At 60.0% G+C, this 16,951-nt stretch carries 14 protein-coding genes; 11 read left to right on the top strand and 3 right to left on the bottom strand.

Annotated features, from left to right (window positions below; all coding sequences use genetic code 11):
* Positions 1-4 precede the first annotated feature (4 nt).
* Complete coding sequence (locus tag ACIO0C_RS09185; protein ID WP_401310606.1) at positions 5-793, top strand: CpsD/CapB family tyrosine-protein kinase; 789 nt, start codon at positions 5-7, stop codon at positions 791-793.
* Between the two features lie 249 nt (positions 794-1,042).
* Here ACIO0C_RS09185 and galE read toward each other — a convergent pair whose 3' ends face one another.
* The 3 genes from galE to ACIO0C_RS09170 form a co-directional block, all read right to left on the bottom strand.
* Entirely contained in the window at positions 1,043-2,020 is a 978-nt protein-coding gene (galE, locus tag ACIO0C_RS09180; RefSeq protein ID WP_401310603.1) for a UDP-glucose 4-epimerase GalE, read from the bottom strand.
* 79 nt (positions 2,021-2,099) lie between these two features.
* Positions 2,100-4,733 (bottom strand): glycosyl hydrolase family 5, encoded by a 2,634-nt coding sequence (locus ACIO0C_RS09175; RefSeq protein ID WP_401310601.1) that lies wholly within the window; start codon positions 4,731-4,733, stop codon positions 2,100-2,102.
* Between the two features lie 5 nt (positions 4,734-4,738).
* Positions 4,739-6,265, bottom strand: a complete 1,527-nt coding sequence (locus tag ACIO0C_RS09170; protein WP_401310598.1) for an O-antigen ligase family protein — start codon at positions 6,263-6,265, stop codon at positions 4,739-4,741.
* A gap of 102 nt (positions 6,266-6,367) precedes the next feature.
* Between ACIO0C_RS09170 and ACIO0C_RS09165 the strand changes: the two genes are divergently transcribed.
* The 10 genes from ACIO0C_RS09165 (at position 6,368) to ACIO0C_RS09120 (ending at position 16,815) form a co-directional block, all read left to right on the top strand.
* Positions 6,368-7,750, top strand: a complete 1,383-nt coding sequence (locus ACIO0C_RS09165) for an oligosaccharide flippase family protein (protein ID WP_401310595.1) — start codon at positions 6,368-6,370, stop codon at positions 7,748-7,750.
* Positions 7,751-8,020: 270 nt separating this feature from the next.
* On the top strand, positions 8,021-9,487 hold the full coding sequence (locus tag ACIO0C_RS09160) for a GMC oxidoreductase (protein WP_401310592.1): 1,467 nt from the start codon (positions 8,021-8,023) through the stop codon (positions 9,485-9,487).
* 113 nt (positions 9,488-9,600) lie between these two features.
* Entirely contained in the window at positions 9,601-10,218 is a 618-nt protein-coding gene (locus ACIO0C_RS09155) for an acyltransferase (protein ID WP_008062136.1), read from the top strand.
* Positions 10,211-11,167, top strand: coding sequence for a glycosyltransferase family 2 protein (locus ACIO0C_RS09150; protein ID WP_401310589.1), 957 nt, complete (start codon positions 10,211-10,213; stop codon positions 11,165-11,167). Before ACIO0C_RS09155 ends, ACIO0C_RS09150 begins: the two co-directional genes overlap by 8 nt.
* 8 nt (positions 11,168-11,175) lie before the next feature.
* Positions 11,176-11,700: a serine O-acetyltransferase gene (locus tag ACIO0C_RS09145; protein WP_008062132.1), complete on the top strand. Its 525-nt coding sequence runs from the start codon at positions 11,176-11,178 to the stop codon at positions 11,698-11,700.
* Positions 11,701-11,705: 5 nt separating this feature from the next.
* Positions 11,706-12,683, top strand: a complete 978-nt coding sequence (locus ACIO0C_RS09140; RefSeq protein ID WP_401310913.1) for a glycosyltransferase — start codon at positions 11,706-11,708, stop codon at positions 12,681-12,683.
* A 7-nt stretch (positions 12,684-12,690) separates the two neighbouring features.
* On the top strand, positions 12,691-13,614 hold the full coding sequence (locus ACIO0C_RS09135; RefSeq protein ID WP_401310585.1) for a DUF535 family protein: 924 nt from the start codon (positions 12,691-12,693) through the stop codon (positions 13,612-13,614).
* 71 nt (positions 13,615-13,685) lie between these two features.
* Positions 13,686-14,888: a glycosyltransferase gene (locus tag ACIO0C_RS09130; RefSeq protein ID WP_401310582.1), complete on the top strand. Its 1,203-nt coding sequence runs from the start codon at positions 13,686-13,688 to the stop codon at positions 14,886-14,888.
* Complete coding sequence (locus tag ACIO0C_RS09125) at positions 14,885-16,072, top strand: glycosyltransferase family 2 protein (protein ID WP_401310580.1); 1,188 nt, start codon at positions 14,885-14,887, stop codon at positions 16,070-16,072. The genes ACIO0C_RS09130 and ACIO0C_RS09125 overlap by 4 nt, the downstream gene beginning before the upstream one ends.
* On the top strand, positions 16,072-16,815 hold the full coding sequence (locus tag ACIO0C_RS09120) for a WecB/TagA/CpsF family glycosyltransferase (RefSeq protein WP_401310577.1): 744 nt from the start codon (positions 16,072-16,074) through the stop codon (positions 16,813-16,815). The genes ACIO0C_RS09125 and ACIO0C_RS09120 overlap by 1 nt, the downstream gene beginning before the upstream one ends.
* Positions 16,816-16,951: the final 136 nt, after the last annotated feature.

Below are 16,951 nucleotides of genomic sequence, written 5' to 3'. Positions count from 1 at the left end.
TGCGATGGAAATTATTAAGCCACCTCTGGGTAAAGGCGAACAATCGCCTTCGTCAGGCCTGGTGCTCTCTTCATCCGGACAGCCTGCACCGCTCAATGCACTCAGCTACGTGCAAACCAAGGTCGTACCGTTGCGGGCAGAGCATCTGGAGCGCCATCGCATTGTCGCCTACAACAAGAATTCGAACATGGGCTGGGCGTTCGACCTGCTGCGTACCCAGGTCCTCAAAGTCATGGAGGAAAATGGCTGGCGCACACTGGCCATTACCTCGCCGACACCGGAGGCGGGCAAGTCGGTGTTGGCGATCAACCTGGCAATGAGTATCGCGCATCACACGACAAAGACGGCGCTGCTGGTGGATTTCGATTTGCGTTGTCCCAAGGTGGGTAGCTACCTGGGGCTGCCGATGGAAAAATCGCTCAATGAATTTCTGACTAACGAAGCCGAGCTGCAAGAGGTGCTGGTCAATCCGACCTTGCCGCGTTTTGTAGTCCTGCCGACGCGCGAACCGATTCCGCTCTCCACCGAGGTGCTGTCATCGCCGGCGGTGAGCGAGTTGATCGTTGATCTGCGCGAGCGTTATAACTCTCGTGTCGTGATCTTTGACTTGCCGCCGGTGTTGAGTTCGGACGATGTGATTACCGTGCTGCCCAAGTTCGACTGTGTGCTGCTGGTGGTTGCCAACGGGATGAACACCAAGAAAGAGATCGAGGAGAGTCTGCATCATCTGGGCAGGGCGAATCTGATTGGTACGGTGTTGAACAAGTCCGGGCCGGCGAAACGCCCTTACTAGGAGATCGCCGTACGGCTCGCGTTCTTACCCGATCTACTGTAGGAGTGAGCCTGCTCGCGAAGGCGGCCTGACAGCCGACCAGTCGCTCGCGGATGTACTCGATCAACTGTGGGAGCTGGCTTGCCAGCGAAGGCGGCCTTACAGCCGACCAAGTCGCTCGCGGATGTACTCGATCAACTGTGGGAGCTGACTTGCCAGCGAAGGCGGCCTGACACCCGAGCTGGATTCTGTTGATTAAATACGTCGCCTTCACTGCCACGGATACTTCTTCTCCCATTCCCAGGCATGCGCCACGATCTGTTCCAGCGTGGCATATTGCGGTTGCCAGCCCAGCAGGGTGTTGGCCCTGCGCGCATCCGCCACCAGCCGCGGCGGGTCGCCAGCGCGGCGTGGTGCTTCACTGATGAATATGTCCCGGCCGGTCACGCGGCGCGCCGTGTCGATCACTTGCTGCACCGAGAAACCCTGGCCATTGCCGAGGTTGAAGGCCGTGCTGCTACCTCCCGCCAATAAATAGTCCACGGCCAGGGCGTGGGCGGCCACCAGGTCGACGACGTGGACGTAGTCGCGGATGCAGGTGCCGTCCGGCGTGTCGTAGTCAAAGCCGTAGACGGTGATGGTTTTGCGCCGCCCGGAGGCGGCCTGCAGGATCAGCGGCAGCAGGTGGGTCTCCGGTTCATGGCGTTCACCCAACTGCCCATCGGGGTCCGCGCCGGCGGCGTTGAAGTAGCGCAGGCACACCGACTTGAGCCCATAGGCACGGTCGAAATCTTCCAGCACCTGCTCCACCATCCACTTGCTGCGACCATAGGGGTTGATCGCGGCCTTGGGGTGCGCTTCATCGATGGGCACATACTCCGGGTCGCCATAGACGGCGGCGGTCGAGGAGAAAATGAAGTGTTTGATCCCGGCGCGAACCATGGCCCTGAGCAGCGTCAGGGTGGCCGCCAGGTTGTTCTGGTAATACTTGGCCGGTTCGGTGACGGACTCGCCCACCTGGATGAAGGAGGCGAAGTGGAACACGGCATCGAAGTCGTGGGTTCTGAACAAGGCGTCCAGCGCCTGGGCGTCGGCGATGTCGAGCTCGACCAGAGTCCCGCCCAGCACTGCGCTGCGATAGCCCGTGGAAAAGTTGTCCGCCACCACCAGTTCGTGCCCCGCGCCAAGCAGCTGCTTGACCATGTGTGAACCGATGTAGCCCGCGCCGCCGATCACCAGAAATTTCATGCAGCTCTCCTTGATATCGTTGCGGTGTCAGCGCGAGGCGCTTGACCCGTCCTTCAAAAGAGACCAGTGACCTGCGAGGTCACTTGAGACTGTCACTCGCTTGCGATGGATTTTTTTTCAGGAACAGCCAATTGTGCGCCTGCAGGCCGTCGAACTTGATCGTGTAGCGGCCATCCAGGTAGGTGGTTGGCAGTTTTCCTGGTTGCCCAAGGGGCCCGCCCTGGGTGAACAGGGTCAAGCCCGGAGGGGCCTGCAGGGTTAGCGTGCCCTCGAGGGGCTCAACGTGGTAAGGCGTCTTGTTGTTGTCCCTGGGGATGGCCCGGGTGCCGAGGGAAATCAGCAAGTCCGCGGACTTGCCGACGGGCGCGTCGTCCAGGCTTTGCACCACCACGCTGGCGTAGGCGGTCTTGAGTTGCACCTGGATATTGCCCAGCTTGATCGACTGGCCACCGATCCAGCCGGTGGCCGCCTGGGTGCGAGGCGTATCGATGGTGTAGAGGCCTTGTTTCCAGTTGCGCTTGAGTTCACCGGTGTCGCTGGTGGATTCGCTCGCCGAGGCGTCCAGCAGCGACTTTGCCGGGTCATGGAACACCTGTGCATTGCTGGCGATGACGCCTGGTTGCAACCAGGGCAGTTGCGGCGTCTTTGGCATGGCGATCTGCAGCTTGCCTTTCTCCATGGCGGTGCGCAGCAGGGCCGAGTTGGCCGGCGTAATGCTCTGGTTGAACAGGGTCTCTGGCGTCGGCGCGAAGACATAGGTGGTCTTGGCTTCGTGAACGTCGCCGCGACGATAAAGCAGCGCGGCGGCGGGCAGGGTGGCCAGCATGGCCGGGTCGTTGTAGGCGTGCCAGTTGCCGGCGGATTCCGATTGTTCGGTGAGTGGCTCCTGACTGTAGGCATATTGCATCAGCGCATCCCAGCCCTGATGGCTGGCCGTGCCGGCGATATACAGTGGCAGCGAGTGGCGGTCGGCTATCGGGAAGGGTTCGTTGTTCCATTCCGTGACAGTCAGGGGCTTGCCGACGACCTGGCCGGCGCCAATCCAGTCCACCAGGCTGGCGCTGGTCTGCGGGTTTTTCTCAAGGGTTCCCGGGCCACCGTAGATATGCACGTCGACCACGTCTCCGGCGGTCAGGGCGGGCAGGGCGCTCAGGCCGTTGCCGCCCCAACTGCTGGTCGTGGCAATCGGCACTTTCACGCCGGTCTCGCGCAAGGACTCGATCATGTCTACGTTGAAGCGCCGTTCCAGGTCATTGAGGAACAGCTTGGCGGGGCCAGGCTCCCACGACCGCCAGGTCTGGTTTTCCGCCAGGTCGTACTGCTTGGCAAAGGCCTTGGCTGCCTTCATGTACAGCTCGTTGTGCCTGGGCACGGACTTGTCGGGCAACAGGGCGTTGCCATAGTGTTGGGTGATGTCGTTTTCGTTGGTGATCAGCACCGCGGCAATCGCCGGGTCGTCCTTGTACGCCAGGCCCGTATAGCTGTTGACGTGGCTCAGGTAATCCTTGGCAAAGCGTTTCATGGCCTGCTGGATCGACACGTTTACGTAGGCGTAGCCCTTGAGGTCGGCGACGCCATACTGGTTCTTCGGCAATTCATCGAAGGCAAAGATGTTGTCGTTCGCCCACAAGGCGCGTTGGACGTGCATGTCGAGCCAGACATAGATGCCCTCGTCCTTGAGGCACTTGATCCACAAGTCGAGTTTCTTCAGCGATTCTGCGTTCAGGTGCTGGGTATCATGCACGTTCCTGCCGTCACCGAAGATGTTGGGCAGGACCCACCACGAATCATGGTGGTGCAGTCGCACCAGATTGAAACCCAGGGCCGAGAGGCGCTTGGCTTGCAGCTTGATCGCATCATCGGGTGTTTGAAATAACGTATAGGCCGACAGGTTGGTGCCCCAGAAGCGTGCCGGGGTGTTGTCGGCGAACAGCAGTTGCTCGCCGGCTGCCTTGACGAAGCCGCGCTTGCCCGCGGGCTTTTCCCGGGCATTGAGAAAGGACAGGTCGACCGGTGAGGTTTTCCAGTCCAGCCTGTCGCTCGGCCAGGTTTTCGGGTCCGCGATCCCGAAGCGCTCGGTGGCGGTCGGTCCCAGCACCACATCGCCAGACACGCTGAACGTGGCTTTGAAGTTTTCGCGACCGGGTTTGATCCGGTCCTTGTAGAGGAACGCCCGCACCTGGGAGCGATCACCGGGTTCGAAATACACCCTCTCCAGCGCGGGCTCGAAGCGCATCTCGATGCGCCGCCCTTGGGGTTTGCCCCAGGTCCAGCCACGGTTGCCAGGCAGCAACACCGGTTCGCCCATTTCTTCGGCCAGGGCCGGGTCGAAGTTGAAGACAATGCCCCCGCCCATCACGTTCGACTTGAGGGTGCGGGCATCCAGCACCAGGTTGATGCTCAGCGTCTGCTCGTTTTCCTTGCGAATCTGCCCGGTCGCGTCGAAATCCAGCCTCTGGCTCTTGCCCTCCATGGCGTAGACATAGGGCGAGATCACCTTGAGCGTGGGGGTAAAATCGGCCCATTCCCAGTTGCCGCCCCAAAAGACGAATTCCGAGGCGACGGCAGGACTGCCGCCACGGGTGACCTGGGGCAGGCCGCTGCGCTCATCGACGTGGGCGACCCACTCCGACGCCCGGGTGCCAAGAGGCCATATGACAAGAAACAGGAGAAAGACTGACAGCAAAGGCATGCGGTAAAAAAAACACGTCATGAGCGTTACCAGGTCCGTTGGAGGGTGCTCTTGCTGCTTACCGTCTCTGCGCGCTTGAGCCTGCGCGCCATCTGAGCATAGGACACGCCCAGCCCGGCTACCGACCAATACACCACGGGGATTACCGTAATGCTGCTGACGGTGATGATGGTCACCAATATTCCGGCCAGTGTCGCCAGCAAGGCGCGTCCGAGGCGGTACGACTCATCGTCCCGGTTGGGGAACGAACGCATCGCCTTGCGAATGCCGAGTACGATCGTGCCGAAGAAAGACACGAACAGCGACAGCCCGATAACGCCCATTTGCAGGGCGATGGCGATGTAGGTGTTGACGATGTCGATGATGCCCTGCCCCTGGATCATTGACTGCATTTCAGGGGTGCTGCGGTAATCGAAGGAACCCAGCCACAGATTGCGCTGGATGACGATCAGCGAGTTATCGATCAAGCGCTGGCGGTAGGTGATGTTCTCGGCTTCCACCGAGCCGATGAAGGGCAGCAGATCAATGATTTTTTGCCCGCCGGGCAAGATGGCCAGCAGTGGCAGGGCAAGGACGGCGGCTAGCCCGAGAAGCATCAGGCGCCGGACCGCATGACGGCCGGTACCGATGAACATCACGATCATGACGGCGGCACCGATCCACGGGCCGCGCGACAGGGGCGCAAACAGTCCTCCGGCGAGCAGCAGGGCGCCGAGTCGTCGCTGCATTTTGCTGCGAACGCCTTCCTGCAGGAACAGGTAAAAGCCGATGGCCACGGCGATGACATAGCCCAGCGCAATGGCCTGGCCCGTGGTGACGCTGGCACGCAGCGAGCCGCCACGGCTCAGGTAGGTGGAAATTTCCCATTGCACGCCCATGGCGTAGGTCAGCCCGTTGTACAGCAGCCAGCGGCGGGTATATTCGAAGAGACCGATCAGCGACAGCAGCATGGCGGCGAGTAAAAAGGCCAACAGTACATCCTTGAAGTCGCTGACATTCTTCATGGACCGACTGGCAACGTAGTAAGGCAAAAAAACATCGACGAACAGATAGAGCGATTGCCGCAAGGTGTCGGTGGGCGTGGTTTGGCGCAGGGAAAGAGCGGCGGTCAGGAGCAGAAAGGCGAGCAGCAGCTTGTCCGGCAAGATGCGCCCGAAGGGCAGCGTATCGGGCTTCCTGCGCAACGCCAGAAAAGCCGGAAACAAAATGCACAGCGCCAGAAGTCGTACATGGTTCAGGTCGAAAAGATAGTTGATCAGGCCGAAGCCGGGGACCTGCGCATTGGCGGGTGGAATGAGAAACAACAGCATGAAAAACAATGCGAGGGGATTGCGTTCGCGCTGCCGCGTGACCGTCAGAATGATTGCGGTAACACCCGCGTACACCCAGAAGCTGTGGGAAAAAAAGGCTACCAGCGTCAATCCAAACCAGAGGTTGCGCCGTCGGGTGAAATCACTCAGAGGGATCAGATCTGCCGCCGGTCGCCGTGCAAAAGCGAAGACGATACCGGCAAGGACCAGGATGACGACTAACGCGCGAAAATGCTCAGGCATGGGCTACCGATATTTTTGATGGGTGAGCGATGGCTACTGGCTAGTGGTTTGCCTAATAGCGACTATAGTACCTTTCGTGTCGTCCAATACGGGATTGATGTTATGCCTTCAGTAAACATCTCGCCAACGTTTAGCCTTCGCGGGCGAGCAATATCTGCTGGGGCATGGAACATGGTGGCGTTGGTCACCTCTCAAGTGATGCGCCTGGCCGGCAACCTGGTGATGACCCGCCTGCTGATGCCGGAAATGTTCGGCATCATCAGCATCGCCGCCACCGTTTTGTTCATTCTGCACCTGCTCTCCGATGTAGGGTTGCGCCAGAACATTCTGCAGAGCCCGCGCGGCGACGATCCGGTTTTTCTCAATACCCTCTGGACCGTGCAGATCGTGCGCGGCTTTGTGCTGTTTGCCTTGACCTTGTTTCTCGCCGTCGCTGCCTGGTATGCGCAATCCATCGATTTCTGGTCGCACAGCTCCACCTACGCCGCACCGGAGTTGCCGATGGTATTGGCCTGGACCGGTCTTACCGCGATCATCTACGGGTTCCAGTCGACGAAAGTCGACCTGGCGGTTCGCGCTTTCCAGCAAAAGAAAGTGGTGATCGCCGAATTTCTTTCCCAGGTGGTCGGCCTGCTGGTGATGTTGGCCATCGGTTACTTCACCCGCTCCATCTGGTCGCTGGTGGCTGCCGGCCTGGCCGCGGCCCTGGCCAGCACGCTGCTTGGGCATCTCTGGTTCGAGGGGCCGTCCAACCGTCTGAAGTGGGAACGTGCCGCGCTCGACGAACTGGTGGTCTTCGGTCGCTGGATACTGTTGTCTTCGGCCGTGGGCGTACTGTCCATGCAGGGGGACCGGATCATTTTCGGCGGCAGCATGACCGTCACCGAAATGGGCGTGTATTCCATTGCCGGACTGATCCTGGGCGCGCTTCAGACCGGTGTATTGAAAGTGGTCGGGTCCGTGGCCCTGCCGGCCTTCGGTGAGGCCTCGAGAACCAACGACCTCGAGCGGCTGCGCAGGTTGTATTACCGCTTCAAGATGATGGTGGACGTTGCGCTGCTGTTTCTTTGCGGATTCCTCTGGGTCACCAGTCCACTCATCATCAAGGTGTTGTACGACGACCGTTACGCCCAGGCAGGCCACATGATGGCCGTGCTTTCGACGTCGTTTTTCGTGATGCGCTACATCGTGGCCAATCAAGTCTGGATCGCCTTGGGGCTCACTAAGTACCAGGCCATCGACAACATCATTCGGGTTGTTTCGTTGTGGGTGCTGGTGCCACTGTTATTGGCTATCGGCGGGGTCGATTACGCGATCTGGGGTGTCGCCCTGCATACGTTGCCGACCTTGGTGCTGGTTGTGTATGTCAATCGTCGCGTGGGTATCCTCGATATCAAGCGTGAACTGATCGTGTTGCCTATGCTGGTGGTGGGGGCCTTGTGTGGTGAGCTGGTGCTGGTCGTTTCCAGGTGGCTTTTCGGTTGAAGCGGTTGGCCAGGGTTTCTTGACGTTGAAGCACCCTTTGAATCTCAGATGCAATCTCGATGCCGTGGAGCCGTGAACGATGAGTGAACGCGAGTTGAATGCCTCTGTCATTAGTCGCAGAGGTCTCATTCGGGCATTTGCCCTGTTAAGCCTGGGGGGGCTGGCGATGAAATTCACCGGGGTTGGGGCCCGGCCTCCTGCAGGAAAATCGAAGTTTGTCGTTATCAACGGGTGGGTGTTACCTGCCGCGCATTTCCGGTAACTGCAAATATGATCAAAGACTACCAAACGCAGAAAGACCTGCGCGATCACTATGATTTCTGCATCGTTGGTGCAGGCCCGGCCGGCATTACGCTGGCCTTGCGTTTGGCCGGCAATGGCTGGCGCGTAGTGCTTCTCGAGGGCGGGGGGCGCGAATATGCGCCGTATTCGCAAAACCTCTACAAGTGTCCTTCCACGGGGCTGGATGTCTTCGCTGAAGAAACCCGCCTGCGCTACCTGGGGGGTACTTCCAACCACTGGGCCGGTCGTTGCCGTCCCTTCGAGCCTTCGGATTTTACCCTGTCCCCTCCGGTGAATTTGCCCGGCTGGCCCATCGCGTTTTCCGAGATGGAGCGCAATCTACCGGCGGCCATGGCCATTCTGGACCTGCCGCTGGACTCGGGATTCAAGACCGTCAACGCGGCCTTTCACAGCGACGAATTCGAAGCCGACCGTTTCCTGCTCAGTCCGCCGACTCGATTTGCACAAAAATATGCCAAGGAGCTCGAGGAGGCCGAGGGCCTGGACGTCTTCATCAATTGCAATTGCGTCGACTTGGATTTCGACAGCAACACAGGTCGCATCACCGCCGTCGTAGTGTCCGATTACGAACGCAATCAAGCGCACATCTCGGCCAGGCAATTCATCCTGGCCACCGGCGCGATTGAGAATGCCAGGCAGTTGCTCAACAGCAAATCCTTGGCCGCCGCTGGCGTTGTCAGCGAGGATGGCCTGGTCGGTCGATGCTTCATGGAACACCTGAACATCGCCCTCGGTACCTTCATCCTCAACAACGGCGAAAGCCGGGAGGCCAGGCAGTTCTACACCAAGGATGCGTTTGTGATCGAGCATCACTCCGGTAAAGGCAATGTCACGGCTTCACTGTTGACGGCCGTGGAAACCTATGGGCGCATGGCGGCAATCAAGGGCTTTTTCGAAAACCTGGCTTGCAAGGCTGGCATGGCGCACAAGATCGAATTCATTGCCAAGTTCAACTGTCCCGGTGACGGCGAGCTCGCCACGATGATCGAGCAGTTTCCCAGCCGCAAGAGTCGCGTCGCGTTGACCGAAGAGCACGATGAGCTGGGGATGAGAAAGGCCAACATCCACTGGGAGCTCGCCCCTGAAGACAGGGAGACGATAAAAAGCATAGGCCTGGAGGTGGCAAAGTGTTTTGCCGAAGAGGGGCTTGGCTATGTCAAGTTGGAGGAAGCGGTGTATGACGTTTCCTTGCCACTGAAGGTCGTGCCGCATGCCCATCACATGGGGACGACCCGGATGGCGACCTCCCCTGAATTCGGGGTGGTCGATGAGAACTGCAAAGTGTTCGGCACCAATAATCTGTACGTCGCTGGCAGCAGTGTGTTTTCAACCGCTGGCGCGAGCAATCCAACCATGCCGCTGTTGCAGCTGACGCTGCGGTTGGCGGATTACCTCAACCATCAAATGGGCCCTGCGACAGGCAGGTATTCTTGAATTTAAAAGTCTTAGGGAGAGCAACCAAATCGGGGTGCCACAAAAACAACAAAACCATGGTGCATCTGGTCTTGGAACCGATGTGAAACGCTGACTTTTGTGAGGCTGACAGGATGATTGGGCTAGCAAGGCGTGCAATAAGTTACTACGCATGGAAAACAGGTCGGGGGAAGGGTTTATACAAGAGGTTTTGTCACCCCACAGGCTTCGAATGGGCAGAGTTCCTGGCGCGCTGGGGAGGAATACACTCGGTCGGCAAGGGCGTGTGGATCAATCCCGGCTGCAACATCCCCGACCCTTCGCTGCTGCGCCTGGGCAACAACGTCGGCTTGTCCGATTGCACAGTGTTCGGGCACGACGGAATCATTGGCCTGTTCGAGGTCAGCGCGGGCAAAACACTCGACTCCGTCGGTGCGGTCGATATCCTTGACAACAGCTTCGTCGGTTATGGCGCTATCGTCATGCCGCGCGTCACAATCGGTCCGAATTCAATCGTCGCCGCCGGTGCCGTGATCACCAAGGATGTTCCGCCCGGAGTCGTGGTGGGGGGTAACCCGGCGAAGGTGCTCTGCACCGTTGAAGATCTGCTCAAGAAAATCGAAGAGCGTTGCGAAGCCTATCCGTGGATAGATCTCATCCGCCACCGCGGCACTCACTTTGATCCGGATTACGAGCCCAAGCTCAGGGCCATGAGAACGCAGTACTTCTTTGGCGAGAAAGCCAATGAGTAACGCGCCACTGGATGTGCTCGTGGTCAACTACAACACGGCGGGACTGTTGCAGCCCATGTTCAATGCGCTGCGCCAGTCCAAGAGTGCCGACCCGGCGCGCTACCTGGTAGTGGACAATGCCTCGGCGGACAATTCGCTGGATTGCCTGGGCAGTATTTGTCCAGAGGCCGTGTTGCTGGCCAATAAAGACAATGTCGGTTTTGGTCGGGCCAATAATCAATTGGTTGAACACCTGGAGGGCAAGTACGCGTTGCTGCTCAACACCGACGCTTTTGTGTCCGACGACACACTGGCCAAGACCCTGGAGTACATGGAGGCTCATCCCGATTGCGGGATCCTCGGTGTACGCCTGGTCGGTCGGGACGGCGAGCTGCAACCCTCCTGCCGCTACTTTCCGACGCCGCTGAATGTGTTCCTCGTGACTGCCGGGCTTGAGCGCTTTTTCCCTTGGGTGAAACTGGTCGACGACCTGGCCTGGGATCATGCCTCGGTGCGCGAGTGCGACTGGGTGCCTGGTTGCTATTACCTGATCCGCCGTGAAGTGATCGACAAGGTCGGCTTGTTCGATCCGCGTTATTTCCTCTACTACGAGGAAGTCGATCACTGCCGGCGCGTGAAGCAGGCGGGGTGGAAGGTGGTCTACTACCCCCATACGACGGTGGTGCATATCGGTGGCGAGAGCGCCAAGTCGGTCGACAAGCTGAATATGGACGGCCGACAGCTACAGACGCTGCAGATCGAAAGCGAGCTGTTGTACTTCCGCAAGCATCACGGTTTGCCGGGGTTGGCCTTGCACATGCTGCTGGTCGGCCTGTGTGACCTGATCCTGGGGCTCAAGGCTTTGTTGAGAGGTCGCGGTCGGGCCGCCATCAAGGCGTGTTGGCAACACACACGTGTGACCTGGGCACTGCTGCGTAAAACCAAACTCGGTAGCCAACCCACACGGTAGGTCAGTCCATGTTCGAAAACATACGTGCGGACTTGCGAGCATACGAGGGTGATTGGGGCGCCCAGGGTTTCTGGGTGATGCTGGTGTATCGCTTCGGGCGTTGGCGCTACGGCGTGCGCCCGGCGCTGTTACGCAAATTGCTCTCGTTTATCTACAAAGTGCTGTTCAAGCTGGTGCAGATCGTGACGGGCATCGAGCTGCCGTGCGAGGTGGTGGTCGGGCGCAATTTCGTCATCGATCATTTCGGCGGCATCGTTATCAGTGGTTATGCGCAGTTCGGCGATGACTGCCGGATCCGCAATGGCGTGGTCGTGGGGCTCAAGAACGTGAAGGAGCCGATCGCCCCGGTGATGGGCAACAACGTCGATATCGGCACCGGCGCCAAGGTGCTGGGCAACATCCGCATCGGCAACAATGTGGTGATCGGCGCCAATGCCGTGGTGTTGACCGATGTGCCTGACAACTCGGTGGCCGTTGGCGTGCCGGCGACCATCAAGCAGCGCAAGCTCGCTGATGCCGAGCAATACTCATGAGCACGGTGGCGACGGGGGTTGGCGTTGTGGTCATCGGTCGCAACGAAGGCCAGCGCCTGGAGCGCTGCCTGGCGTCGCTGGTGGGGGCGGCGCAGCAGATCGTCTATGTCGACTCTGGCTCCACCGATGGTTCGGGACAGATGGCACAAAGGCTTGGCGTCGAAGTGGTCGAACTGGACATGAGCATTGCCTTCACGGCCGCACGTGCGCGCAATGAAGGTTTTGCCCGACTGCAACGCCTGTTGCCGTCGATGCGTCATGTGCAGTTCGTCGACGGCGATTGCGAGGTGGTCGCCAGCTGGCTGCCCCATGCACAGGCCTTTCTTGAAGCCCACCCTGAGGTGGCGGTGGTGTGCGGGCGCCGCCGCGAACGTTTTCCGCAACGTTCCATTTATAACCTGATGTGCGATCTCGAATGGGATACACCAACCGGTGCGACCAGCGCCTGTGGTGGCGATGCACTGATGCGCGTGGACGCCTTCGTCACCGCGGGCGGGTACCGGCCGGACCTGATTGCCGGGGAAGAGCCGGAGCTTTGCGTGCGCCTGCGCGCCAAGGGCTGGAAGGTCTGGCGCCTGGGCGAGGAAATGACCTTGCACGATGCGAGCATGACCCGCTTCGGCCAATGGTGGCGGCGTACCCTGCGCGGCGGTTATGCCTTTGCCGAAGGCGCGTTTTTACACGGGGGCGCACCGGAGCGCCATTGGCGCCGCGAGTCGCGTCGGGCCTGGTTCTGGGGCTTGGGTGTGCCGCTGGCAACAGTGATTGCCACGCTGATGCTGGGCTGGCCCGGGCTGCTGGTGCTGTTGGTCTATCCGCTGCAGGTCGCGCGCCTGGCGAGGCGGGGCGCTGGCCCTGCACGGCAAAACTGGCTACTGGCGTTCTTCCTCGTGCTGGGCAAATTTCCCGAGATGTTCGGGCAGGTCAAGTTTCTTTTGAACAGGTTCGGTGCCGGCAAATCCGCATTGATCGAATACAAGTGAGACTTCGATGGACTATTGGATAATCGTCAAAAGCGTCTTCTCCCTGCACGCTGGCTATTCCCTGAGGGCCTTGAAGAACAAACTCAAGTTTGCGCTGTTGGTGGGCAAGAACTGGGCCGAGTTGAATGTGTTTTTCGGGCGTATGTCCAACGCGCTGGGCGATACCGGTATCGAGAAACTCGGCGGCGATTGCCTGGGCGTCATCCACTGGCCCTACATCAGCAAAAGCTGGAGCTCCCAGGACAAATTGGGCGTCATGGCCTCGCATTACGAGGTGGTCACGAAAAGCTGCCCGCAGCTACTGCTGTTCGGACGCGACGACAGTCTGGTCTTGAGCGACCTGACGGCGTGGTCCGCCGGCTGTACCCTGGTGCTGGACCGCCCGTTCTGGTTCATGCGTGAAGGCGAGCTGGTGCTGAACCTGTTCCAGGGCGATTTGCGCATTGCCTCGATCGCCTTCACCTTGTGTTGCACGGACGGTGAGCTTTGCATCTTCATTGGTGCCGTGCAGGGCATACACAAAGGTATCGAGAGCGACCGATCGCTGGGCATCTACAGGGATGTCACCAAGGACTTCGAAGGCCTGCGGCCCAGGAGTTTTCTGATTGAAGTGATCAAGTACATCGCCGGCAATATCGGTGTCGGAAAAATCTACGCGGTAGGGGATGTCTATCGTCATCATCGCCACCCGTATTTTGGCGCGCATAAAGCCCAGGAGCTGGCCGCCAATTATGATTCGATCTGGCTTGAGCATGGGGCGACACCTTCTGCGCGCGAAGATTTTTTTGAAATTCCCATGGCATCGTCCAGAAAGCCACTGGACACCATTGCTTCAAAAAAACGCGCCATGTATCGCCGGCGCTATGAGTTGCTGGACGATACCTTTGCCAGGATCGACCAGGTGTTGATCGGCAGCTACGCAGTGAATTGACGTGACCGGTTACTGGACTACTGTGGGGGTACCTGCAGTAATAACTTCGACGACATTCAAGCCGGGTGCCCATGCGTATCGCTTATTTCATCAATCAGTACCCGAAGGTCAGCCATAGCTTCATTCGTCGCGAGATCCTGGCGTTGGAGCGCCAGGGCTTTGAGGTTCAACGCATCGCGCTGAGAGGCTGGGATGCCGAGTTGGTGGACGCCGAGGACGAGTCCGAACGCAGCAAGACCCGCTATGTGCTGGAGGGTGGCGTCAAAGCGCTGTTGCGACCTGCGCTGCAGGTGCTGCGTGCCCAGCCGCGGCGGTTCTTTTCGACGCTGTGGCTGGCGTTGCGCATGGGCCGGCGTGCCGATCGGTCCTGGCCGTACCATCTGATCTATTTGCTCGAGGCATGTCGCGTGCTGTCATGGGTACAGGCGTTCGGCGCCCGGCACGTGCATGCCCATTTCGGCACCAACTCGACCGAAGTGGTGATGCTGGTCAACGCACTCGGCGGCCCGACCTACAGCTTTACCGTGCATGGCCCGGAAGAGTTCGACAAGGCGCAGTTCATCCACCTGGGCGAGAAAGTCCGGCGCTCGGCGTTTGTCGCGGCTATCAGCGCCTATGGGCGCAGCCAGCTGTATCGCTGGGTCGAACATGCGCACTGGGCGCGGGTCAAGGTCGTGCATTGTGGCCTGGAGCGGGCCTTCCACGATGTGCCGGCGGTGGCGGTGCCGTCCGCGCCGCGGTTGGTCTGCGTGGGGCGCTTGTGTGAGCAGAAAGGCCAATTGCTGTTGCTTGAGGCCGCGCGCCGCTTGGCCGAGCAGGGCGTGGCGTTCGAGATAGTCCTGGCCGGTGACGGCGAAATGCGCCCGCAAATCGAAGAACTGATTGCCCGGCATGGCCTGCAATCGCGTGTGCGAATCACCGGATGGATCAGCAGCGAACAGGTGCGCACGGAGATTCTCGCCGCCCGGGCCCTGGTCTTGCCGAGCTTCGCCGAAGGTTTGCCGGTGGTCATCATGGAAGCCATGGCGTTGCGCCGGCCGGTGCTGACGACTTATGTGGCGGGCATTCCCGAACTGGTGCGCCAGGGCGAGAACGGCTGGCTGTTTCCCGCCGGCGCGGTGGAAGAGTTGGCGGCGGCGCTGGCGGACTGCCTGGCACAGCCTGTCGAGCAGTTGCAGCGCATGGGCGAGGCGGCTTATCAGCGGGTGCTGGAGCGCCACGATATCGATACGGAAGCGACCAAGTTGGCTCATCTGTTCAAGGCGCAAGCATGATCACATTCCTCAATTGGCTACTCGGCGTAGCGCTGGCGATCATCCTCCTGCCGGTGTTGGTGCTGTTCGTGCAAGTGCTGCTGGCGGGCTTGCCGGTGCGCACACAAGCGCTCGCGCAACGCCCGCGACCTCGGGTCGCAGTGCTGGTGCCGGCCCACAATGAGTCCTCGATTATCCAGGCCACATTGAATTCCCTGCGCCCGCAATTGCAGGAGGGCGACCGCCTGTTGGTGGTCGCCGACAACTGTTCTGACGATACCGCCGCGATGGCCCGTGCGGCCGGCGCCGAGGTTGTGGAGCGCAGCAATGCCCAGCAGCGTGGCAAGGGCTATGCCCTGGATTTTGGCGCGCGTCACCTGGCCAGCGATGCGCCGGACGTGCTGATCATCGTCGATGCCGATTGCCAGGTGAACGAGGGCTTCATCGAGCGCCTGGCCATACAATGCATCGACTCGGGGCGGCCGACCCAGGCGCTTGACCTGATGCGTGCCCCGGCGGGTTCCGGGCTGAAGGTGCAGATCGCCGAGTTTGCCTGGTGCGTGAAGAATCGGGTGCGGCCACAAGGCTGGGCCCGGCTGGGGTTGCCCTGCCAGCTGATGGGCACGGGCATGGCGTTCGTCTGGCGCGACCTGCCCTTGATCACCCTTGCCAGTGGCCACATCGTTGAAGACCTGAAAATGGGCCTGGATTTCTGTCGCAGCGGCAAGCCGCCGTTGTTTTGCCCCGATGCCCTGGTGACCAGCTATTTCCCGCGCAGTGACGAAGGCCTCACGACCCAGCGTACGCGCTGGGAGCATGGTCACCTGGGCGTGATCCTGGGGGACGCGCCAAAATTGCTCGTGGAGTCGCTTGCCCGACGCAACTTCAACCTGCTGGCCATGACCCTGGATCTATTGGTACCGCCGCTGGCCTTGCTGACGTTGTTGTTGGGCGCGGCGTTTACCCTGTCCTGGTTGGTGTTCTGGCTGTTCGGCGCATGGCTGCCGGCGTTGATCGCATCGGTCGGGGTGGGCCTGTTGATGGTGACCATCTTGCTGGCGTGGAGCCAGTTCGGTCGCGCCATCATCGCCTTTTCCGCCTTGCTGTATGCACCATTCTACGCACTGAAGAAAATCCCCCTGTACCTCGGCTTCCTGGTTAAACGCCAGGTTGAATGGGTGCGTTCCAAGCGAGATGACTCCTGATGCGCGCATTGGCCTGGCAGCACAATTGGCAAACGATCATCCAGACACTCAGGGTCATCGCCGATGCCGATCAAGAGCAGCGCCTGATCGAGGCGTTGTCCAGGCCGCAACGGGCGACGGTGCTTGGATTCGTCAATGCCCATGCCATGAACCTGGTTGCCAAGGACAACGCCTACTACCAGGCACTGTCGGCCGCCGACGTGTTGCTGCGCGATGGCTCCGGCATGTCGATCCTGTTTCGCCGAATGGGCAGGGAGCCGGGGCTGAACATGAACGGCACGGATTTCATCCCCAAAATACTGTCAGCCTACCATGGACGGCGCGTGGCTCTGTGGGGCACGCAAGAGCCTTTTCTGGCCAATGCGGCAAAGCATTGCGAGGCTGCATTGGCGGTCGATGTCGTGTCTGTTCACCATGGTTTCGCCGACGTCGAGACCTACCTGGAACTCGCCCGGCAACATCAGCCGGAACTGGTGGTGTTGGGCATGGGCATGCCCAGGCAGGAAGTCGTTGCTGCCCGGCTGGCGGCCAGCGGCGTGCCTTGCCTGATCGTGTGTGGGGGGGCGATCCTGGACTTTCTCGGTGGCAAGGTGAACCGCGCTCCGCAATGGATGCGGGGCCTGGGTTGCGAATGGGTGTTCAGGCTGGTCAGTGAGCCCAAGCGCCTGTTCAGTCGCTACGTGGTCGGTAACCCGATGTTCATATTGAGAACGCTTGCCTGCACAGCGCCGACTGGCGGGTGAGGTCGGGGCGTATGAGCAGGGTTGGCTCTGCAATATCTTGCAAAACTCTGGCATAGCATCTTTACTGCTCATGTAAGCGACGACTTGCTGGCGCGGTAGAGATTTGTTTCGCCTTTTATGCGAATGGCGACGAAAG

The organism is Pseudomonas sp. NPDC087336 (genome assembly GCF_044744285.1).
Taxonomy (GTDB): Bacteria; Pseudomonadota; Gammaproteobacteria; order Pseudomonadales; family Pseudomonadaceae; genus Aquipseudomonas.
Note: the sequence above shows the minus strand (reverse complement) of the source record. Positions and strands in the feature narration are given on the sequence as shown.